Here is a 20350-nt window from a genome sequence, read left to right on the forward strand (position 1 = left end):
CGATTGATCCTATGGATCTCCTCGTCGTAGGGTCGGGTTTCTTCGGCCTCACCATTGCTGAGCGTGCCGCAGCAGCCGGCCGCAATGTCACCGTTATCGAACGCCGTCCCCACATCGGCGGTAACGCCTACAGTGAGGCCGAGCCCGAGACGGGCATCGAGATCCACAAGTACGGGGCGCACCTGTTCCACACATCGAACGCGACGGTGTGGGAGTACGTGAACCGCTTCACGACGTTCACGAGCTATGTGCACCGCGTCTACACGAACCACAAAAGTGTCGTGTATCCGATGCCGGTGAACCTCGGCACGATCAACCAGTTCTTCCAGGCCGCGTATTCGCCCGACGAAGCGCGCGCGCTCATCAAGGAGCAGGCGGGCGAGTACGACGTCAAGTCTGCGCAGAACTTTGAAGAGAAGGGCATCGCCCTCGTTGGCCGTCCTCTGTTCGAGGCGTTCTTCCGCGACTACACGGCCAAGCAGTGGCAGACCGACCCGCACAAGCTCTCGGGTGACATCGTCAGCCGCCTGCCCGTGCGTTATAACTACGACAATCGCTACTTCAGCGACACGTGGGAGGGACTCCCGACCGACGGTTACACGGCGTGGCTCGAGCGCATGGCGGAGCATCCGAACATCGACGTCAAGCTGAACGTCGACTTCTTCGACGAGTCCCAGCCGCTGAATCGTAAGGCCCTCGTTGGCCAGGTGCCGATCGTCTACACAGGCCCCGTAGACCGCTACTTCGACTATGCCGAGGGTGAGCTCAGCTGGCGCACGCTCGACTTCGAGCAAGAAGTTCTGAACATCGGTGACTTCCAGGGCACACCGGTGATGAACTACCCCGACATGGATGTTCCGTTCACGCGCATCCACGAGTTCAAGCACTTCCATCCGGAGCGCAGCGACGTCTACCCGACGGATAAGACCGTCATCATGCGCGAGTTCTCGCGCTTCGCCGAGAAGGCCGACGAGCCGTACTACCCGGTCAACACTCCCGCTGACCGTGAGGGTTTGCTCGCCTACCGCGAACTGCAGAAGGGTGAGAAAGACGTCCACTTCGGCGGACGCCTGGGCACCTACCAGTACCTCGACATGCACATGGCGATCGGCTCGGCGCTAACCATGTGGAACAACACTCTCTCGTAGACTCATCTCTGTGAGTCACGCTGCTGTCGGGGCGCCGGGAACGCCCCGGCGGTATCTGCATTCGCTGTGGCTGCTCTCTGCCCGAGACCTGAAGGTCCGGTACTCGACGAGCTTCCTCGGCTACCTTTGGTCGGTCCTCGACCCCTTGGTGATGAGCGCGATCTACTGGTTCGTGTTCACGCAGATCTTCCAGCGCAGCGTGGGCGAAGATCCGTACATCGTCTTCCTCATCAGCGCCCTCCTGCCGTGGGTGTGGTTCAACTCGTCGGTCTCGGACTTCACGAAGGCCTTCAAGAAGGATTCCCGACTCGTCCGGTCCACGAACATCCCCCGATCGATCTGGGTGAACCGCACGGTTCTCAGCAAGGGCATGGAGTTCCTCTTCTCATTGCCCGTCCTGGTGCTGTTCGCCGTGTTCTCACCCGGGACCGAATTCGGATGGGGGATCCTGTGGTTCCCAGTGGCGATGCTGTTGCAGGTGATCCTGCTCGTCGGGCTCGGGCTGTTGGTCGCGCCTCTCTGCGCGCTCTACGCCGACCTCGAGCGCACCACGGGCCTCATCCTGCGCGCGCTCTTCTACGCCACTCCCATCATCTACAGCGTGTCCAATATTCCGGAGCCGTTCGAGACGCTCATGTCCTTCAACCCCCTCGCCGGCATCTTCACGCTGTATCGCATGGCGTTCTTCCCTGATCAGTGGTACCTGAACACGGTGCTGATCGGGGCGGCGATGTGCCTCATCATCTTCGCGCTGGGCATCTGGGTCTTCCGCTCCCTCGAGCGCGCAGTGCTGAAGGAGCTGTGATGTCCTCAGCGATCGAAGTCAAAGACCTTGGGGTGCAATTCCGTCGCAACAGGCGTGGGCGTCGCAGCTTCAAAGATCTCTTCGCTGACACTTCGCGGCGGAGCCGACCCGGAGAGTTCTGGGCGCTTCGCAACGTCTCGTTCACGGTGCAACCGGGAGAATCGATCGGGGTTGTCGGCCGCAACGGTCAGGGAAAATCGACGCTGCTGCGACTGGTCGCCGGCGTTCTGCTCCCCGATGAGGGAACTGTCGCGGTCCACGGGGGAGTTGCGCCGCTCATCGAACTCACCGGTGGATTCGTCGGTGACCTCACTGTGCGCGAGAACGTACGTTTGACGGCCGGCCTGCATGGGATGCCGAAGGCGGAGATCACGCGTCGGTACGACGACATGATCGCGTTTGCCGAGCTCGAGGACTTCCAGGACACCCCCTACAAGCACCTCTCGAACGGCATGAAGGTGCGTCTGGCCTTCTCAGTCGTCTCGCAGCTCAACGAACCGATCCTGCTCGTCGATGAGGTCCTCGCGGTGGGCGACAAGGCGTTCCGCGAAAAATGCTACAAGCGCATCGATGAGCTGCTCGCCGATGGGCGCACGCTGTTCTTCGTCAGCCACAACGAACGCGACCTTCGTCGCTTCTGCAAGCGCGGGCTCTACCTGAACAAGGGCGAGCTTGTGCTGGATGCTGGCATCAACGACGTGCTCGATCGGTACAACGCCGATCACAACAGCTGAGGGCGGTCAGAGATGGACGAGCGCGCGGACCTTCTGCAGAGCAGCGGTTGCGGCATCCAACGCCGGCTGCGGGTTTGCGCCGTTGCTGTACGTTCCGCGGAGATCGGCGAGTTTTGTGGCGTACTGGGTGACTGCCTTATTCCAGTCCTCGGCGATCGAACTGGGCGCTGCCGTATCCGACAGGATGGTTGCATCCTGCTGTAGAGAGTCGACGATTTGCGCGCCGAGATCCAAGTTCTGCGTGACGAGATCCAGACCGTGCACTGCGTCATCTAGGCGCGGTTGTACCTGGGCGGCGAATGTTTCGAGATCCGGATCTGGTACAGGCGGTTGGGTGAGCAGAGGCTCGTCGATTGGTGAAGTTGTAGACGGTGAGGTCGGGGCTGGCGTTGACGTTTGTGTGGACGTCGGAGACGGAGTCGGTGTTGCGGTTGGAGGGTGAATCGGAGCCGGGCTTGTGTCATCACCGCGCGGAATAAGAAAGAAGAGCAGGGTGCCGATGATCAGAAGCGCGAAGATTACGAATCCAATGATCCACCAGATCTGTGCCTTGTCGCGCTGTTTCTGCTGCGCAAAGATCCACTCGGGCCCAGCCTGCTGGTCGTCGCTCATTGCTGCTCCAATGCTGGCATCGGCTTCCATGTGCGGTCGCGTCCGACCTTCCCGCCGTCACGGATGCCGCGGAAGAGGTTGCTGGTCCCGCGTACGGTGCGTTCGACGAAGATCAGGCGGATCAGTTCCTTGAAGAACGTCGCGGTCGATCCCAGTCCGAACAGCACCGGGTTGTACACGCCGTGCGTGCGGTAGTACTGCTTGATGAAGCCGCGGTTTCGCATGATGTAGTACCGGTAAGCGTTGCTCGAAGCGTTCATGTGGCGGATGCCCATGTCCCACTGCTTGATCTCGCGCGTGCGGCGCAGCACGAACTCGTCCACGATCACGGCTGTGGTCAGTCGTGAGGCCAGCCAGCCGTACATCTGGTCATCCCAGTAGATGAAGAACCGGTGGTCGGGCAGGCCGATTTGCGCGACGATCGAGCGGTGGATGAACATTCCCTCGAAGCATCCGCTGTTCATCTCTTTGAAGCCCGACGCATCGAATCCCGCTGGAGCGAAGGGAATCGGGATGCCCATTCGCTCGGCGATCCGGTACTGCCAGTAGAACTCGCTGCCGTCGTAGTCGTAGCGGCGGCCCTGAATGCTCTTGAAGCGTGGCGTCCACTTGCCCATGCGGGCGAGACCATCTGGGATGACCTCGACGTCATCGTCCATCATCCAGATCCACTCGCTGCCGAGTTCGTACGCGGTGCGCATGCCCTCGCTGAATCCGCCGGAGCCGCCGGTGTTCGTGTCGAGCTTGCGGTAGACGATCTCGGTGCCGATGCTGTCGCGGAACGAATCGACGACCTCGTTGGTGTCATCGACCGAAGCGTTGTCGATGATCACGACGTGCCCGGGTTTCGGATCCATCATGGTGATGCTCGTGAGGAGGCGAGTGAGCAGATGCGAGCGGTTGTACGTGACGATCACGATCGTCGCCGCCTGCGGGTCGAATGTGTCAGACATCGGGGTCATGCTTTTTCCTCGAAGATCTTCTCCCATGACTTGGGGGAAACGAGCTCAGGGAGCGCATCACGATACTGTTTCTGGAGTTCAGGCCAGCGGCGCTTCAGCTCGGCGTGCAAGCGGAGCGAATTGCGCAGCATGCGCCGGTACTTCTTGCGGTCACGAGTATAGATGTTCTTGCCAGAACCGTCCGCAGCGCTCACGAGTGCGCTATCGAACAACGGGATCCGCCACCAATGGGCGTCTTCCTTGCCGAACTCCACCTCGGGGCGGGAAACATTGGCAGGAGCGGGCGCGTGCAACCAGTGCGCGACGAGCGTCGAGAGAGTGAACCAACGGAGTCTCAAACCAGCCGGGCTGTCAAACTGGTTCTTTGGCAGCTGCTTGTAGACCTGTCGTCCGCGACGCGAGTGCAGCACGGTCTTTGGGTCGCGGTGCACGACCGTCTCGGGATACTCAGCGGCCAGCGCTCTTGCCGCGGGCATCGCCGTGCCAAGGGTTTTCGCCATATGCGCGGGCCCGGAGAGGATGTCTCGCAGTGCGCGTGCGCGAAGGGCCACCGGGTAGTACTGCATCATCATCAGGTGTTTCAAATCAACGCGTCGGCTGTGTCTGATTAGCCGTCCGCCGCCTGGAACGTTCGAATGCAGCAGGCCCGCAACGATTCGGTTTCGTGCGTGGAAGTACGCCTGCCAGTCAATGGAGTCGTCCTTATTCACCCACGACACATGCCACAGTGCGACCCCCGGCATAGATACCGTCGGGAATCCTGCTTCCCCGGCACGAAGACAGAACTCTGCGTCATCCCATTTGATGAATGCCGGTAGTGATAGTCCGACCTTGCGGATTGTCTCGAGCGGAATCAGGCACATCCACCAACCGTTGTAGTCGGCGTCCATTCGCATATGGAGCAGAGTCGACTGGCGCAGGTTGGAGACGCCGAAGTCATGGGGCATCTCTTGCTGGTAAAGGTTTCGCCACATGAACGGGGATTCATCCACGACTTCTGCCCAGCCGTGCAGTTTAGGACGATCAAGCAGGTCGAACATGTGTCCGCCGACGAGGACCGGAGTTGTCGCGTATTGACCCAAGACAATCGAGCGGCGGAGGGATTCCGGCTCAATGCGAACATCGTCATCGAGCAGCTGCACGAAATCGCTGTCAGGGCGCTGCAGGGTTTCATGCATTGCGCGCGCAAATCCACCAGAACCGCCGAGGTTCGCCTGCTTAATCACCTGAAGCGTGTCGCCCAGGTCTTCGGCGACTTCGGTGAAGCCATCCTGATCCTCGACGAGCTGAGTGCCCTGGTCGACGAGGAAAATGCGGTCGACGAGATCGAGTGCATCGGGGGACGCTGCGAGAGCCTGCAGAGTCTCTACGCAGAAATCGGGCTTGTTATACGTCGTGATTCCCAGCGATGCTTTTCCGGTTCTGGCCGGCTCCTGCTCCGTCGTCCAGTCGGCGCCTTCGAGAATGGCACTCTTCTCGTCGGCGACGATGTCGAACCAGAGCCAGCCGCCATCGCTGTACTGAGTCAGAGAAAGGTCGAACACAGTGGTCGCGTCGTCGGTGACCTCTCGAGTGTCGATGCGCTGGTGCACGCCTGAACCGTTCGAGCGGTAGACCAAGATCGTCGCAGAGCCGACCGTGCGCACCGTCAGGCGCACCTGTCGGACGCTCGTCCAATGCTGCCAGTACGACGCGGGGAACGCATTGAAATAGGTTCCGAGCGAGACACGACGACCAGATGAGATGCGGGCGCTCGTGCGGCTGAGGATGTTTCCGAGTTGAGCACGGTTGGACACGCGCACCGGTTGACCGTCGATGACCGACCATGTTTCCGGGTCGGCGTAGAGGGGCAGTAGATCTGGGTCGCGATCGAGCGGGAAGACAACATTCTGCAGGACGTATGTCACGTGAGAGATCTCCGGGGTGTTCTTCCCGCGCGCCGCGAAGGCACAGAACGGGATGTCAGCGAGCAGAGACAGCCTACCCGCCGCACATTGGGAAGTCCGGTAAGACCGAAGCACCGGTACGATGTCTGGTGATGAAGGCATTGATTACCGGCGGCGCCGGATACATCGGTTCGACAGTCGCGACGGCATGCCTCGAGGCGGGCATTGAAGTGGTGATTCTCGATGACCTCTCTGCAGGCCGCGAAGAGTTCGGCCAAAATCGCAGTCTGTATGTCGGAGATATCGCTGACGCCGAGGTTCTCCGCCAGATCGTGCGCGATCATCCCGACATCGACGTCGTCGTGCACTGCGCGGCCCGGATCGTCGTGCCGGAGTCGGTCGCCGATCCGCTCGGCTACTACGACACCAACGTCGGCAAGACCATCACGATGCTCCAGAACCTGCGCGCGCTCGGGCTCAGCCGCGTTGTCTTCAGCTCTTCTGCAGCCGTGTACGTCGGAGAGGGCGGCGGCGGTGTCGATGAGGATGCTGCGCTCGCGCCGGCAAGCCCCTATGCGGCGACGAAAGCCATGGCTGAAGGCATCCTTTCTGATGCTTCGCAGGCGGGTGGCATCCGCGCCATTGCGTTGCGGTACTTCAACCCGATCGGCGCGGACCCGGGCTTGCGCACCGGTCTGCAGAACCCCACGCCATCTCACGCATTAGGCAAGATCATGCAGGCACGTGCCGCGGGGAAGCCCTTCGCGATCACCGGTACCGATTGGCCGACCCGTGATGGTTCTGGGTTGCGGGACTACATTCATGTCTGGGATCTCGCTCTGGCCCATGTAGCTGCTGTTGAGCGCTTCGACGAGGTGGTCACGGCATCGGATCCGTATCGCGTGATCAATATCGGCACGGGTGATGGCGTCACCGTGCGTGAACTCGTGGCGGCCTTCGAGCGAGTGACGAACGAGCCGCTCGATGTCGTTGACGCCGAAAGGCGCCCTGGCGACCAGGCGGGCGCCTACGCGATCGTCGAGCGCGCTCACTCTGAACTGGGTTGGAAAGCCGAGCTGTCTGTTGACGATGGCGTGCGTGACGCTCTCGCTTGGGCCGAGAAGCTCCGCACACTCGGCTGAGCTACTCGAGCCGCCCCAGGGTAGGTATCACGCCGGTGTTCGCGGCGTCGATGCTCTCGCGCCACGATCGCGATTGCCCTGCGCGCAGGGCGCACAGAACCAGCATGAACCAGCCCGCGCCTGTGAGCGTGAAGCTCTCGAACATGGAGTCTGCAGCGAGCGTGACCAGCACGAGCGGGGTCCATGCGTACACGACCGAACGTCGCGCGCTCGCGACCAGCCAGGACCTCACGAGTGCGACTCCGCCGAGCAGCACGAAGAGCAAGAAGCCGGCGATGCCGAGCTGCAGCAGCACATCGAAGAATGCGTTCAGTGCACTCTCGTGGTGGTTGTCGAGCCGGTAGTTGATGAAACTGAACGGGTACTCGCCGCGTCCCCACGTGCCGAACCAGCCCCAGCCCTGGAAGGGCTTGAGCGCGACGAAGTTCAAGATCTCGTTCCAGAGATCCGCTCGGGTCGAGAAATCCGAACCCGCACCCATCCACGCGATGATCGGATGCCGGAAGAGAAAAGCCACCCCGAGCGTGAGAACGACCACTGCGCCCAGCATCCACTGCACGATCGTGCGACGGGCGACCGGTGTGTGACGCACGATCGTCAGCGCCCCTGTTGCCGTGCCGACGACGACTGCGAGCACGAGAACCGTGGGGGAGGCCGACAGCAGGGCGAGGAATCCCGCCAGCGCGATCGAGGGGATGGCGATGGGGACCGCGACCGACTGCGTCCGCCACTCGATCACGAAGGTGATCAGCGCGATGACGGCGATGAACCCCAGCATGTTGCGGGTGCCGAACAGACCCTGGATCGGGCCTCCCACCGCAAGATTGCCCTCGACGGCCAGAAACCTGATCGGTACGTCGAGCAGGATCCCGGAGAGGATCTCCACGCCCAGCGACAGGCCGAGCAGCACCCGCAGTGTGTCACCGATCGCGCGAACAGTCTGCAGCGTGTCGCGAATGTGCCCGATCGTGATCGCGAGGAAGGCGAAGCCGAACAGCCACACCCATGCGCTCAGGGTGTCGCTTCTGTCGGTCGACCACAGCAGGCTCAGCAGAGCCAGTACGAGGAACATCAGCAGCGATGTCGGAGCCACTCTCAGCAGCGACAGCTCTTCGCGCCGCACGAACAGAATCGCGGCTCCGAGAACCGCCAGGATCAGGATGATCGTCGCGAACGTGACACGCGATGTCATCTGCTCGATCGCGAACGACCCGAACGTCGCCCCCAGGACCGACAGCGTGTAGGCCCGCGCCATCGAGGTCGACCCGAGGAGCCGGCTCAGACGCGCTTGTGGAGTCGTCACGGGATGCGCCGCGCCGCGCGACCGCGCTCGGTCACGCGGGACTGTTCGCTCAGCCCGACGCCTGCGAGGGGCACGGATTTGATCTTGAAGGAGAACAGCACCAGAAGCAGCCAGCCCCACAGCATGATCGGGGTGGATTCTGCCAGCCCCTGCACGAGCAGGACGACGGTGAACAGCACCGGCAGCAGAGTCAGCGGCGAGTAGGGCCGGTCAGTGCGCAGATCCCAGCGGGGCCGGTCCGCGGCGAAGAACCAGGAGCGCCACAGCAGGCTGAGGTACGCCACCGCCATAAGCGCGAGTCCCACCACGCCCAATTGCATGAGCACATCGAGCCACATGTTGTGCGCATGGAAGACCGTAATGCCGTGGTCGACGATCCATCCGTCGAACGCCGGGTCGGTGGGGATCCAGGGGCTCGAGAACCCGTTTCCGAAGATCGGGTGGTGACCGGCGCGCTCGAGCACCTTGGTCCAGATGAGATCGGTGCGACCGGTTAGGTCTGCTCCGCGCCCGAGGGCTGTGAACAGCGGCTGACGGAAGAGGATGAGCGCCGCGGCCGAGGCCACGACGATCGCGCCGCAGGTGGCGTAGATGCGCGCGCGTTCCCGTGGTCGCCGGGCACGACGGATCAGCAGCGCGACCAGGAGCACGACCGCGGCGGCAAGGGCGCACAGGTAGGCCGTGGCCGACGATGCCCGGAACATCAGGTACGCCGCGAGGACGAGCCACAGAATGTGAGTGGCACGCCAGCGGGCGTGCTGCGCGATCCGCACGCTGAAGGTGATGACCGCGAAGAGCGCGATGATCGCCAGGACGTTGGAGTTTCCGACGATGCCCTGGATGCGTCCGCCGTCGACGAGGTTGTTGCGCACCCAGTACAGATGCGGATCGATACCGCCGTCGGGAACGGTGAGGAAATTCGGCAGCAGCGGATGCTGGATGACGATCGACACCCAGAGCTCGAGAGCGAGCGACAAGCCGAGGATCCACTTGAAGGCGGACGACAGAGACCGGACGATCTCCTCCCAGCTCAGCGCGTGCGCGATGAGCAGGCCGTTGACGGTCACCGCCGCCAGCAGCAACCACGTGAGGATGGTGGGCCCTCGCCACTGCGACCAGGCAACCGAGAGCAGAGCGAAACACGTGTACCCGACGGCAGACCAGGGAAGCCGGCGCCACGCGAACGCGTGCGGCTGCTTCTTCGCGATCATCGGGATGCCGATGGCGCACGCAGCCAGAAGCATGACGCCCATCGCGATTCCCGCGCCATAGATGCCCACGAGGTTGTAGACAGCGATATGGGCGAATACGGCGATCAGCACGAGAGTCGTGTACGCGCGCAACAGTAGATGCCCCGTCGACTCGCGTTCTGGCGCGGTGGGCGGGGCTGTCACGGGATGCTTCGTGTACTGCGCCATCGTCATCAGGCTACCGCGCACCGCTCCGCCTTCTGCTGTGCCACGGCATGATCGATACGCTTGATGCCATGCTGCTGAGCCTGTCGAATGCCCCCCGCGACTACGCCTGGGGTTCGTCCACTCTTCTCGCGGAGCTCGAAGGTCGCGCGGCCACCGGCGCTCCCGAGGCGGAGGTCTGGTTCGGGGATCACCCCGGCGACCCCGCAGACGTGGCCGGCGGCTCGACGTTGGATGCCATCACCGGCGGCACACTGCCGTATCTGCTGAAGCTCCTCGCCGCAGGCGATCCGCTGTCGATTCAGGTGCATCCGACCATCGCGCAGGCGCGCGACGGCTGGGCGCGAGAGGCGGAACTTGCCGCGGACGACCCCCGCCGCAACTACCGCGATGACAACCACAAGCCCGAACTCATCGTCGCCCTCAGCGAGCGCTTCGAAGCGCTCAGCGGGCTGCGCCCGGTCGCCGACACTCTGCGCCTTCTGGATGCTCTGGGTTCATCGAAGGGCGTTACCGCGCTGCGCGAGCGGCTGAGTGCCGAAGGCGATGCGCTGCGCGACACGATCGCCTGGCTGCTTTCCGGCACGGCCCAGACGGAGGTCGACGAGATCATCGCCGCAGCAGTGGATGCGGCGTCCGCCGAGTTCTCCGCCGAGCTGAACGGCATCCGTTCGATCGCCGCGCGCAACCCGGGAGACCCCGGGGTCGTGGTGGCACTGCTGATGAACTTCATCGTGCTCGGCCGAGGCGAGGGCATCTTTCTGCGGGCAGGGCTCCTGCACGCCTACGTGTCGGGGCTGGGCGTCGAGATCATGGCCGCGAGTGACAACGTGCTGCGCGGAGGACTCACACCCAAGCACATCGATGTGCCCGAGCTGTTGTCGGTGCTCGATACGACGCCGGCGGTGGTGCCGGTGCTGAGGCCCGCGGCATCCGATTCGGTGACGTCGTACCCCGTCGACGTGCCGGACTTCGCACTGCGTCGCGTCGAGCTAACCGGCTCTCCAGTCTCTGTTGAGGTCACCGGCCCCGCAATGGTGCTCGCCACCGGGGGAGAGGTGGTCGTCGAGGGGGCGGATGCTGCCGCGCGCGCCGTTCCGATCGGCCAGGCGGTCTTCGCGACTGCTGACGAGCGCACGCTCGTGATGTCGGGGTCAGGCGAGGCGTTCATCGCAGAGCCGGGCGCTGGTTCCTGAGCCGCTCCGTGGGCGCGTGTCGCAGGGATCTGGCGCGACACGCCGCAGACACGCCGTGAACCTTCAATACTCGCTTGAGGGTTTATCCTCCACGACTTGACCCGATCGAATGACACGGGTGTAATTAGTGGAGCAAGGCCCAGCGGGGGGCAGTATTTAGGGCAAGGAGAACGATATGACGGGTTACCGTTCCGACGTTCCCGAGAATTGGTTTGTCGATCCGGTCAATCTCGGGGTTCCCGGGGTTCGTCGTCCAGAGCAGGACGATGACACCGCACTGGCATGGCAGACCGACGCACTGTGTTCGCAGACCGATCCAGAGGCGTTCTTCCCTGAAAAGGGCGGATCGACCCGCGATGCGAAGCGCATCTGCTCATCGTGCGATGTTCGAGGCGAATGCCTGGAGTACGCGCTGGGCAACGATGAGCGCTTCGGAATCTGGGGCGGCCTGAGCGAGCGCGAGCGTCGCAAACTCAAGCGCCAAGCCGGCTGACACCGCGCCTTCGTCGTCGCTTCGCGGCCACGCCGCGTGCGATCAACGGATCACCGGTTTCTGCGCATAGGCTGACCTGGCTATGCCAACCCGAGTCCATGCCATCATCGTTGCGCGTCCTAGCCCGTCGTCCCGCGCACAGTTGCTGCGCACCCTGGACGCACTGACGCTCCAGACACGGCCACCTGAAGCGGTGACGCTAGTCGTCTGCGGCGACGGCTCTTCCGCGCGGAAGAGCGAAGAAGTCGGTCGGGTCGTCGAAAGCATCATCGAGGCGCGCGGCGGCACTTCTTTCGCCGAGGGCGTGCAGATCGGACTCGGTCGAGTCGCCCAAGGATCGGCCGTATGGGTGCTCGCGCACGACACCGCACCGCACCCGCAAGCGCTTGCCCAACTCGCCGGCGCACTCGAACGCTCGCCGTCGGCAGCCATCGCGGCACCGAAGCTCGTCGATGTCGACAACGATCGCGAGTTGGTCAGCCTCGGCGTCACCATGACGACGCTCGGCCGCTCGGTCGAACTTGCCGCCGGCGAACTCGACCAGGGCCAGCATGATGGACGTGACGATGCGCTCGGTGCCGACATCCGCGGTGTGCTCATCCGCAGCGAGGTTCGCGATCGCCTGGTGCCAGACCCCGCTCTCGATGGCGCCGACGAGGGCCTCGACCTCGGCGTGCGTGCGCGCCTTGGGGGAGGACGCGTCGTCCTCGCTCCCGGCGCACGCGTCTCCGTCAGCCCGGATGGCCCCGCGGCGCTTCCTCAGCGTGCCGGGCAGCGTGCGTTCGTCACGCGCGTCGCGCAGCTGCACCGGCGCCTCGCCTACGCTCCTGCAGCGGCCATCCCGATGCACTGGATCAGCTTCTTGCCGCTTGCGCTGTGGCGAACGATCATCCACCTGATCGGCAAGCGCCCCGCCGCGGTCTTCCCCGAATGGGGAGCCGCGCTCACCGCGATGTTCCGGTTCGGCGCGGTCGCACGTTCGCGGCGGAACATCCGCGCGTTCCGCAGCACGAGGTGGTCGAGCATCGCACCACTGCGCATCACCCGCGGCGAGCTTCACCGCCGTCTTGACGACGGCCACGGCAGCGAAGGCGGTGCGGTCAGCGAGCTCAACTTCTTCTCGGGTGGTGGCGCCTGGGCCGTGCTCGGCGCACTGATCGTCAGCATCGCAGCTTTCACATCGCTGCTCGCGTGGCCCGCTCTCGGAGGCGGGGCGCTTCTGCCGCTCCGCGACACCGTCAGCACGCTGTGGCAGGACGCCGCGTGGGGGCAGCGAGGCATCGGCATCGATGTCACGGGCCCCGCTGATCCCTTCGCCGGAGTCATCGCGGTCATCGGCACGCTGTGGGCGGGCGCACCCTCTCTCGCGATGGTGCTGCTCTGGCTTCTCGCGCTCCCTCTCGCCGTGCTCGGAGGCTGGTTCGCGGCGACGAGGATCACGGACCGCGGGGGACTGCGCATCTTCGGAGGCGTCGCGTGGGCACTCGCTCCGACGTTCCTCACCGCGCTGAACGAGGGTCGCCCCTCTGCGGTGCTCGTGCACCTGCTGCTGCCGTGGCTGTTCCACTCCGCGGTTGTCGCTCACCGCTCCTGGGGGGCCGCGGGCGCGGCATCCATCATCCTCGCGGCGACGCTCGCGTGCGCGCCCTCGCTCGCGCCCGCATTCGCCGTGCTCTGGCTGCTCGCGATCATCATCGTGCTCACGCGCGCATGGTTCCACGGGGCGGTTCGTCTGCTCTGGATGCTCGCGCCCACAGCCGCACTGTTCGTACCTCTGGTCATCTGGCAGGTGCAGAACGGAAGCGTCTGGGCGGTCTTCGCAGACCCGGGTCTCGTATGGGCCGGCCCACAGGTGACCCCTGACAGCACGGGGCGTCTGCTGCTCGCAAGCGGATTCCCGACCGGCGATCTCGCCGGCTGGACTCAGGTGCTGGACCCGACGGTGGCCATGTGGGCGCCGGTGCTGATCGCACCGGTGGCTCTGCTCGCCCTCGCGGCCGCTATCGCGCCGCGGTGGGGCGCGGGGGTCACTCTGCTCGCGGTGACGATGACAGGGCTCGCGACAGCATTCGTCGCCGTCGGAGTGTCTGTCAGCTTCGTGCACGGAACGCCCGTCGAGATCTGGCCAGGAACCGCGCTGAGCCTTGCCTGGGCCGGCCTCGTCGGCGGTGCGCTGGTCACCCTAGATACCGCCATCACGATGCCGCGGCTTCGAGTCATCGCCGTCACCATCGCCGGCCTGTGCCTTGCGATCTGCGCCGTACCGGCGCTGACCGCGCTGCACACCGACCGGTCCGCGCTGACCAACGGGCCGCAGAGCACACTTCCCGCGTACGTCGCGGCAGAAGCCAGAGGCGACCAGCCGGTCTCCACCCTTGTTCTCACGCCGTTGAACGATGGCGCTCTTGCCGTAGACGTGGTCTGGGGGCCGAGCGCGACGCTCGGCGCGCAAACGACGATGCTCAGCACCGCCACTGAGCCGCAGGGCGTCGACCTCAGCGCCCTTTCCGTCGACCTCCTTTCGGCACGCACTTTCAATGCGCCCGCTGAGCTCGCCCAGTACGGCATCGCCTACGTGCTCCTCGATCAGGTCGACGGCGACGAGTCGGATGCTGCCAGAGCGTTCCGCGTCGAAGCGGTCACCGCGCTCGACCAGCGAGCGGGCTTCGTGAAGGTGGGCGAGACCGACAAGGGCGTGCTGTGGCGCCTGGATGCCGAACCCGCAGAGCGCCAGGGCCTCACACTCGCCGAGGCGGGTACGGCGAGCACGATCACGGCGATCCAGCTCATCGTGCTGTTCGCCGCGTTGCTGCTGGCGGTTCCGACCCGCGCGTCGCGTCGGGCCGCCAGGGCCCAGTCCCGCATCGTGGGGCGTTCGCCCGAAGAGCCGCTGGTGCTGCCGCACCGCAGTGAGGACGACTTCCTGCACGGTGAGGACGACGTGCAGTTCGAAGAGCCTGCCCCGGCGGAGCTAGACGAGGTCGACACGCTCGAAGAGCCTGAGGTTGAAGAGCCGGAAGAGACCGAAGAGGGCGACGTCGTTGAAGAGGGCGACGCGCCTGACGAGGCCGAGACGCCCGAAGAGCCCGAAGAGCCCGAAGAGCCCGACGGAACCGAGGAGGAGCGATGATTCGCAACCGAGCGATCAGAGTCGCCGCTACCGGTGCACGCCTCCTCATCGGTGCGGCGATCGCCGTCGGATGCGTTGTCGCCGTCGTCGCAGCGGTCGCGCTGCCGTGGCCAGGTGTCGCCGCCGAACCCGCACAGGTGGCTGTCACGCCCACTGCAGGGGATGCGACTCTGGTCTGCGCAGGATCGTTCCGTGCGGTGGGCCGTAATGCCTTGGATGCTGCGCAGCAGATGCCGGCCGGCACTCCGGATCTGACCGTCGACAGTAGCGGAGAGCGTACAGAATCGACGCTCGAGGTGCCGGAACTGAGCGACACCCCAGGTCCTCAGCGGTTCATTGCCAGCGCCGAACAGGGCGGCGCACCGCTTCTCGCTGCAGCCGAAGCGATCACGCTCGCCTCGGACGATCTCACCGGGCTTGCCGGGGCCGCGTGCCGCGAGGCGCGCACCGAATCGTGGTTGGTCGGTGGCTCCGTCGAGACCGGCACCAACGATCTCATCGTGCTCAGTAACCCGGGTGATGTGACCGCGACTGCGACGATGACCGTGTTCGGTCTCGCGCAGACGTCGACCACTCAGCTCGTTCCCGCCGGAACCCAGATCTCGGTGCCGCTCTCATCGATTGCTGCGGGCACGCAGGATCCGGTCGTGCGCATCACCGCAGCCGGTGCCCCGCTGCGCGCGACGCTGCAGTCCTCGCTCATCCGCACCCTCGACCCGTCCGGCATCGACCTGCAGGACAGCGCCGGTCCGCCGAGCAGCACGGTCGTCTTCGCCGGCGTCCAGGTGCTCGCCAAGAGCGCCGACACCCCGCTCACCGTGCTGCGGCTGCTGGCAACAGACCAGGCCACTCAGGCTCGCGTCACGGTGCGCGCTCAGGGCGCGGCGGTGCAGAGCCAGACGGTTCCGCTGGAAGCGGGAACTCCTACCGAGGTGAACCTCGACGGACTCGAACCCGGCGTCTACAGCGTCGAGATCGAAGGTGACGCACCGATGGCCGGAGCCATTCGTCAGGCGGCACGTGCAGGTGCAGGCAGCGATTTCGCGTGGATGACGCCGGCACCAGACATTCACGGTGAGACGTACGTGGCAATTCCGGGTGCCGCGGGCTCGCGCGTCCACCTGGTCAACTCAGGCACTGCGGATGCGACGGTCGTTCTGGCACCAGCATCCGACACCGACAGCGGGGAAGAGATCAGCATCCCCGCCGGTGGTGACGCTCTGGTCGAGGTCGATGCGGACTCTGTCTACTCGCTCGCATCCGACGAGACGATTCACGCAGCGGTCATCCTTGCAGCGGCCGATAACGCGCTGGCCGGGTGGCCGGTGTGGGCGGGCGCTGCCGCACAGGAGCCGGTCACCGTCTACCCCTGACCCTTCGACAGGCTCAGGGACCGACAGTTTTTCCGCTCGCTGAGCTTGTCGAAGCGTCGGTCCCTTCGACAGGCTCAGGGATCGGCAGGCTGCTGCCTGTTCTTCGCAAGCCGAGGCAGCTCGTCACTGCGTTCAGCTATCAATGCGGTCTTCTTCCTGCGCGACCATCCTTGCACTTGCTTTTCGCGGTAATACGCCTCGTCCACGCGGTCGAACTCCTCGGCGTACCGCAGCACCACCGGCCTGCGTTTGCGCGTGTACGCGGCGGCTTTCTCGTCGACATTGTTGTGTTCCCAGACACGGGCAACCACGTCGGAGAAGGCCGTACTACCTGTGTAATACGATCCGTCCGAGCACTCGAGAATGTACATCCACGCCATCGCTAAAGTGTTGTCGGATCGAGCGTGTAAGACGCCGCTTCCGACCGATCTGTGGAGAACTCGCTCGGGACGACCCTTCGACTGCCTCAGGGATCGACTGGCTCAGAGGGGTCGTCGGCTTTCCGCTCGCTGAGCTTGTCGAAGCGTCGGTCCCCTTCGACAGGCTCAGGGGTCGACAGGCTCAGGGATCGACTGGCTCAGGGATCGACAGGCTCAGGGTTGTCGTCCGCGTTTCCGCTCGCTGAGCTTGTCGAAGCGTCGGTCCCCTTCGACAGGCTCAGGGGTCGACAGGCTCAGGGATCGACAGGCTCAGTACCAACAGGCTCAGCTACCGGTACCAGCAGGCTCAGGAGTCGTTGGGTCCGAATTCCCACGGATCCCGACCGACGTACTCTGCTGCGGCGCGGAAGACGGCGCTCTCGATGGCGATCCGCCGGTGGATGTCATCGTCGTGACCGGGAGGCATCAGACGTTCGATGGGAATGCGGAACAGCACGATGCGTCTGCCCTCGCGGTCGATGTGCCAGCGCGGGATGCCGCCGTCATCGGCGTGCAGCGGCAGTGCACCGATCTCGAAGCGAACTTCCTGCAGCTCTGGCCACGTGCCGCGCAGGAAGTCCACCGCGGTGCCGATCGTGACATCGAACCGGTCTATGCGGCCTTCCAATGGCGGCAGCGGAGGCCGAACGACTTCACTGCGCCCCAACCGCCCATGCCGTCCGTGACGTGCTCCGCGGCGAGGCGCGGCGGCGCTTTCTGTACGGCGACGAGGCATGTCCAAAGTCTAGGCTGTTGCGCGCGGCATCCGGGTCTGTGCGCACCGCAGCCGTAGGGTGAACGAGATGAACGCAAGACTCTGCTCGAAGGTCGCCTGTGCGCGCGAGGCGGTCGCCACGCTCACATTCGATTACGGCGATCAGATGGCGGCTCTCGGGCCCCTCGGCGCCGCGGGAGACCCGCACGCGCATGATCTGTGCGCTCAGCACGCGGAGAGGCTCTCCGTCCCCAGCGGATGGGTCGTCGTCAGGCACGAGGCGCTTCGCGCTTAGCGATCGTTTCGCGCCTAGTGGTCGCTTCGCGCCTAGCGATCCCTGGGCCGGTCGAAGGGCTAGACGCCGACGCGTCGCCCGGTCAGCTTCTCTGTCCTGGCATCCGCGATCGCGAGTGCCCGGCGCTCCCGCTCGCGACGCAGCACTGTGATCGCGATCAGCAGCTGCTCCGGGTGGGCTGCCGGCTGGGGCGAAACATACGCGGAAGACTCTGCGACCAGGTCCTGCGCGACGCGGGCGCGCGCCGACGGTGACATCTTCTCGGCGTGCTGCAGGAACTGCGAGATTCGCCGGGCCAGGCGATCCGGCATCCGAGCGACGTCGGCGATCTGCGCCCAGCCCGCGAGCGCGGGCGGGAGCACCGGGGCCAGCGGCAGAAGCTTCGGCGTCCGTACGCGCTGGCTGTAGGTACCCGCCACGAGGTCTCCCAGACGCTGCGAGCGGGCGGTGAAGGCCCCGGAGAGGATCGCGACGGCTCCGAAGGTCATGTAGATCTCGAGCACCCCGATGAGCGCACGGATGAACGCGTGTCGGAAGCCGGCCGCGCCTCCGTCGAGACGGACGATTCGCCCGCCGACAGCGAGCTTGCCGAGACTGCGGCCGCGCAGGGCGACCTCCATGACGATCGGCACGATCACGAAGCAGACGACCAGCGCCGTGATGTTGAGGATGCCGTCGATCGACGAGTCGATGACGCCCACCCCGAGCAGCCAGATCCGCAGCCAGAGGAACAGCGCGAAAAGGACCCAGCCGACAGCCATGTCGATCAGGGCTCCCAGCGCGCGCATGAAGAACCCGAGCGGCTGCACATCGATGGCGACCGCTTCTCCCGAGAGAACCTCGTCGGCGGTGTCGATCGGCGTGGACATGAGTACAGTAAATCAGGTGGATGCTGATGCTCTGGCCGATGCGCGCCGCACGGAGTGGGAACGACTGGACGAACTCAGTCGTGCGCGCCTGGACGGCGAAGGCGTCGATGAGCTGATTCTGCGGTATCGCGCAGCATCCGCTGATCTTGCCGAATTGAAGACCTCGGTCGGTGACTCGCCCCAGGGGGCGTATGTCTCCTCAGTGCTGTCGAAGGCGCGTCTGCGGCTGACCGGCACTTCCGACAGCATCCTCACTCAGGTCGCGCGATTCTTCGCAGATCAGCTTCCCGCAGCTCTTTACCGCCTGCGCTGGACGACTCTCGTCGTGGCTGTGGTGTTCATCGCCATCGTCGTGGGAGTGGGCGCATGGCTCTCGAGCGACCCGGCGCTGGTCGCAGCGCTCGGACCCGCCGACTTCCTCGAGCAGTATGCCGAAGAGAGCTTCACCGAGTATTACACCGAGAATCCTGCCGCCGTCTTCGCGGGGATGGTCTGGACGAACAACGCGTGGATCGCCGCGCAGTGCGTTCTGTTCGGCGTCACCGGGATCTGGCCGGTCTACGTCATCGTGCAGAACGCCTTCGGGCTCGGCGTATCCGCCGCAGTCATGGCCGTGCACGACCGGCTCGACGTCATGGTGCTGTACATCCTCCCGCACGGGATGCTCGAGATGACGAGCATCTTCGTCGCTGCTGCTGCCGGGCTCCACCTCTTCTGGGCGTGGGTTGCCCCCGGCAACCGCACACGCGGCGCGGCGCTGGCGCAGGAGGGCAGGGCGCTGGCGACGGTCGCGATCGGACTCGTGTTCGCGCTGTTCCTCTCGGGCCTTGTCGAAGGATTCGTGACCGGATGGTCGCTGCCGTGGCCGATCAAAATCGGGATCGGAGCCGCGGCTCTCGCGGTCTTCCTCGTTTACATGCTTCTTGTCGGACGCCGGGCATACGAACGCGGTGAGCGCGGGGATCTGCTCGAGTATGAAGCAGGCACCCCGCAGCTCACCGCGGGGTGATCGTCAGGCCGATCCCTGAGCTTGTCGAAGGGTCGGGTGCTTGGCCGTGCCGTCGAGCAGCGTCTTGTACGCGAAGCCTGCGATCAGCGCGCCCACGATCGGGAACACGAGGAAGACCCACAGCTGCGAGAGTGGGCCTAGGCCACCGTAGATCGCCGCGGCGATCGAGCGGGCCGGGTTCACAGAGGTGTTGTCCACCGGGATAGAGATGAGGTGGATCAGCGTCAGCGTGAGACCGATCGCGAGGCCGGCGAACGGGGTCGGGCGTAGCTTGTGCGTGGTTCCCAGAATCACGAACAGGAACACCGCGGTCAGGACGACCTCGATGATGATCGCTGCCCACATGCCGAAACCGCTGGGCGAGTGCGCGCCCCAGCCGTTGCTGGCGAATCCGGCATCCTGAGCGCGGGTAAGCCAGCCGTCCGGGCCGAACAGTCCGATCAGCACCAGGATCGTCGACGCGATCACACCACCGACGATCTGGGCGATGATGTAGCCGGGGACATCGCGCCAGGGGAGGCGGCCGGCTGCCGCGAGGCCGATGCTGACGGCAGGGTTGAAGTGGCCGCCGGAGATCGGTCCGAAGGCGTAGACACCGACGACGACGGTGAGACCGAACGCGAGTGCGACGGCGACGTAGACGGCTGAACCTGAACCGGGGTCGGTGAAGTGGTTGGATGCGAACAGAGCGGTGCCGACACCGCCGAGCACCAACAGGAAAGTGCCGATGGCCTCTGCAGTGAGTTTGGCACCGGTGGAAGGCGTAGGAAGCTCTGCTTCGGCGAGCGATTCGCTCATGGGATTCCCTCTCGTCGGTTCGATCGAAAGATCGAATTCACCGCAC

General features: G+C 64.8%; 19 protein-coding genes. 10 read left to right on the forward strand and 9 right to left on the reverse strand.

All coding sequences use genetic code 11. From position 1 onward, the window contains the following. Positions 1–11 precede the first annotated feature (11 nt). The 3 genes from glf to ACN0RC_RS01660 are packed head-to-tail and all read left to right on the forward strand — an operon-like array spanning position 12 to position 2687. A complete protein-coding gene (gene glf / locus ACN0RC_RS01650) occupies positions 12–1148 on the forward strand; it encodes a UDP-galactopyranose mutase (RefSeq protein WP_417508311.1) in 1137 nt (378 codons plus the stop codon). A 10-nt stretch (positions 1149–1158) separates the two neighbouring features. Then, positions 1159–1953 carry an ABC transporter permease gene (locus ACN0RC_RS01655; protein WP_417508312.1) on the forward strand — a complete coding sequence of 265 codons (795 nt, stop codon included), beginning with the start codon at positions 1159–1161 and terminating at the stop codon, positions 1951–1953. Beyond that, on the forward strand, positions 1953–2687 hold the full coding sequence (locus ACN0RC_RS01660; protein ID WP_417508313.1) for an ABC transporter ATP-binding protein: 735 nt from the start codon (positions 1953–1955) through the stop codon (positions 2685–2687). The genes ACN0RC_RS01655 and ACN0RC_RS01660 overlap by 1 nt, the downstream gene beginning before the upstream one ends. Before the next feature lie 6 nt (positions 2688–2693). Here ACN0RC_RS01660 and ACN0RC_RS01665 read toward each other — a convergent pair whose 3' ends face one another. Genes ACN0RC_RS01665 through ACN0RC_RS01675 form a run of 3 tightly spaced genes read right to left on the reverse strand, consistent with a single transcriptional unit; the run spans position 2694 to position 6168 of the window. Then, positions 2694–3299, reverse strand: a complete 606-nt coding sequence (locus tag ACN0RC_RS01665; protein ID WP_417508314.1) for a hypothetical protein — start codon at positions 3297–3299, stop codon at positions 2694–2696. Continuing rightward, positions 3296–4252, reverse strand: coding sequence for a glycosyltransferase (locus ACN0RC_RS01670; RefSeq protein WP_417508315.1), 957 nt, complete (start codon positions 4250–4252; stop codon positions 3296–3298). Before ACN0RC_RS01670 ends, ACN0RC_RS01665 begins: the two co-directional genes overlap by 4 nt. Before the next feature lie 5 nt (positions 4253–4257). Beyond that, positions 4258–6168: a glycosyltransferase gene (locus tag ACN0RC_RS01675; RefSeq protein WP_417508316.1), complete on the reverse strand. Its 1911-nt coding sequence runs from the start codon at positions 6166–6168 to the stop codon at positions 4258–4260. Between the two features lie 131 nt (positions 6169–6299). On the opposite strand from ACN0RC_RS01675, the gene galE reads away from it, so the two are divergent. Further along, positions 6300–7289 (forward strand): UDP-glucose 4-epimerase GalE, encoded by a 990-nt coding sequence (gene galE / locus ACN0RC_RS01680; RefSeq protein WP_417508317.1) that lies wholly within the window; start codon positions 6300–6302, stop codon positions 7287–7289. A 1-nt stretch (position 7290) separates the two neighbouring features. Here galE and ACN0RC_RS01685 read toward each other — a convergent pair whose 3' ends face one another. Beyond that, the gene (locus ACN0RC_RS01685) at positions 7291–8592 is read right to left on the reverse strand and encodes an O-antigen ligase family protein (protein ID WP_417508318.1); all 1302 of its coding nucleotides are present in this window, start codon (positions 8590–8592) and stop codon (positions 7291–7293) included. Continuing rightward, positions 8589–10010, reverse strand: a complete 1422-nt coding sequence (locus tag ACN0RC_RS01690; protein WP_417508319.1) for an O-antigen ligase family protein — start codon at positions 10008–10010, stop codon at positions 8589–8591. Before ACN0RC_RS01690 ends, ACN0RC_RS01685 begins: the two co-directional genes overlap by 4 nt. A 68-nt stretch (positions 10011–10078) precedes the next feature. Between ACN0RC_RS01690 and manA the strand changes: the two genes are divergently transcribed. From manA to ACN0RC_RS01710, 4 genes are all read left to right on the forward strand, one after another. After that, a complete protein-coding gene (gene manA, locus ACN0RC_RS01695; RefSeq protein ID WP_417508600.1) occupies positions 10079–11203 on the forward strand; it encodes a mannose-6-phosphate isomerase, class I in 1125 nt (374 codons plus the stop codon). Between the two features lie 175 nt (positions 11204–11378). Next, positions 11379–11696 (forward strand): WhiB family transcriptional regulator, encoded by a 318-nt coding sequence (locus ACN0RC_RS01700; RefSeq protein WP_417508320.1) that lies wholly within the window; start codon positions 11379–11381, stop codon positions 11694–11696. 82 nt (positions 11697–11778) lie between these two features. Beyond that, positions 11779–14826, forward strand: coding sequence for a glycosyltransferase (locus ACN0RC_RS01705; protein WP_417508321.1), 3048 nt, complete (start codon positions 11779–11781; stop codon positions 14824–14826). Continuing rightward, positions 14823–16199, forward strand: a complete 1377-nt coding sequence (locus ACN0RC_RS01710) for a DUF5719 family protein (protein WP_417508322.1) — start codon at positions 14823–14825, stop codon at positions 16197–16199. The genes ACN0RC_RS01705 and ACN0RC_RS01710 overlap by 4 nt, the downstream gene beginning before the upstream one ends. A gap of 74 nt (positions 16200–16273) precedes the next feature. On the opposite strand, the gene ACN0RC_RS01715 is transcribed toward ACN0RC_RS01710, so the two are convergent. Together ACN0RC_RS01715 and ACN0RC_RS01720 are read right to left on the reverse strand one after the other, a co-directional pair. Then, positions 16274–16570 (reverse strand): GIY-YIG nuclease family protein, encoded by a 297-nt coding sequence (locus ACN0RC_RS01715; RefSeq protein ID WP_417508323.1) that lies wholly within the window; start codon positions 16568–16570, stop codon positions 16274–16276. Between the two features lie 355 nt (positions 16571–16925). Continuing rightward, positions 16926–17354, reverse strand: a complete 429-nt coding sequence (locus ACN0RC_RS01720) for a hypothetical protein (RefSeq protein ID WP_417508324.1) — start codon at positions 17352–17354, stop codon at positions 16926–16928. A 67-nt stretch (positions 17355–17421) separates the two neighbouring features. On the opposite strand from ACN0RC_RS01720, the gene ACN0RC_RS01725 reads away from it, so the two are divergent. Further along, positions 17422–17628, forward strand: a complete 207-nt coding sequence (locus ACN0RC_RS01725) for a DUF3499 family protein (protein ID WP_417508325.1) — start codon at positions 17422–17424, stop codon at positions 17626–17628. Between the two features lie 59 nt (positions 17629–17687). Here the strand turns inward: ACN0RC_RS01725 and ACN0RC_RS01730 are convergent, their stop codons facing one another. Further along, complete coding sequence (locus tag ACN0RC_RS01730) at positions 17688–18497, reverse strand: RDD family protein (RefSeq protein WP_417508326.1); 810 nt, start codon at positions 18495–18497, stop codon at positions 17688–17690. A gap of 16 nt (positions 18498–18513) precedes the next feature. Here ACN0RC_RS01730 and ACN0RC_RS01735 point away from each other — a divergent pair, with 16 nt between their 5' ends. Next, positions 18514–19506 carry a stage II sporulation protein M gene (locus ACN0RC_RS01735; protein ID WP_417508327.1) on the forward strand — a complete coding sequence of 331 codons (993 nt, stop codon included), beginning with the start codon at positions 18514–18516 and terminating at the stop codon, positions 19504–19506. Between the two features lie 3 nt (positions 19507–19509). On the opposite strand, the gene aqpZ is transcribed toward ACN0RC_RS01735, so the two are convergent. Beyond that, positions 19510–20304: an aquaporin Z gene (gene aqpZ / locus ACN0RC_RS01740; RefSeq protein WP_417508328.1), complete on the reverse strand. Its 795-nt coding sequence runs from the start codon at positions 20302–20304 to the stop codon at positions 19510–19512. Between the last annotated feature and the right edge of the window lie 46 nt (positions 20305–20350).

The organism is Microbacterium sp. (assembly GCF_048259935.1).
Taxonomy (GTDB): domain Bacteria; phylum Actinomycetota; class Actinomycetes; order Actinomycetales; family Microbacteriaceae; genus Microbacterium.

Bases quoted from the DNA above. Each gene is read 5' to 3' on its own strand.
- ACN0RC_RS01710 (WP_417508322.1), top strand. From the start codon at position 14,823: ATGATTCGCAACCGAGCGATCAGAGTCGCCGCTACCGGTGCACGCCTC.
- ACN0RC_RS01670 (WP_417508315.1), bottom strand. From the start codon at position 4,252: ATGTCTGACACATTCGACCCGCAGGCGGCGACGATCGTGATCGTCACG.
- ACN0RC_RS01690 (WP_417508319.1), bottom strand. From the start codon at position 10,010: ATGGCGCAGTACACGAAGCATCCCGTGACAGCCCCGCCCACCGCGCCA.
- ACN0RC_RS01665 (WP_417508314.1), bottom strand. From the start codon at position 3,299: ATGAGCGACGACCAGCAGGCTGGGCCCGAGTGGATCTTTGCGCAGCAG.
- galE (WP_417508317.1), top strand. From the start codon at position 6,300: ATGAAGGCATTGATTACCGGCGGCGCCGGATACATCGGTTCGACAGTC.
- glf (WP_417508311.1), top strand. From the start codon at position 12: ATGGATCTCCTCGTCGTAGGGTCGGGTTTCTTCGGCCTCACCATTGCT.
- aqpZ (WP_417508328.1), bottom strand. From the start codon at position 20,304: ATGAGCGAATCGCTCGCCGAAGCAGAGCTTCCTACGCCTTCCACCGGT.
- ACN0RC_RS01660 (WP_417508313.1), top strand. From the start codon at position 1,953: ATGTCCTCAGCGATCGAAGTCAAAGACCTTGGGGTGCAATTCCGTCGC.
- ACN0RC_RS01730 (WP_417508326.1), bottom strand. From the start codon at position 18,497: ATGTCCACGCCGATCGACACCGCCGACGAGGTTCTCTCGGGAGAAGCG.
- ACN0RC_RS01700 (WP_417508320.1), top strand. From the start codon at position 11,379: ATGACGGGTTACCGTTCCGACGTTCCCGAGAATTGGTTTGTCGATCCG.
- manA (WP_417508600.1), top strand. From the start codon at position 10,079: ATGCTGCTGAGCCTGTCGAATGCCCCCCGCGACTACGCCTGGGGTTCG.
- ACN0RC_RS01715 (WP_417508323.1), bottom strand. From the start codon at position 16,570: ATGTACATTCTCGAGTGCTCGGACGGATCGTATTACACAGGTAGTACG.
- ACN0RC_RS01720 (WP_417508324.1), bottom strand. From the start codon at position 17,354: ATGCCTCGTCGCCGTACAGAAAGCGCCGCCGCGCCTCGCCGCGGAGCA.
- ACN0RC_RS01705 (WP_417508321.1), top strand. From the start codon at position 11,779: ATGCCAACCCGAGTCCATGCCATCATCGTTGCGCGTCCTAGCCCGTCG.
- ACN0RC_RS01725 (WP_417508325.1), top strand. From the start codon at position 17,422: ATGAACGCAAGACTCTGCTCGAAGGTCGCCTGTGCGCGCGAGGCGGTC.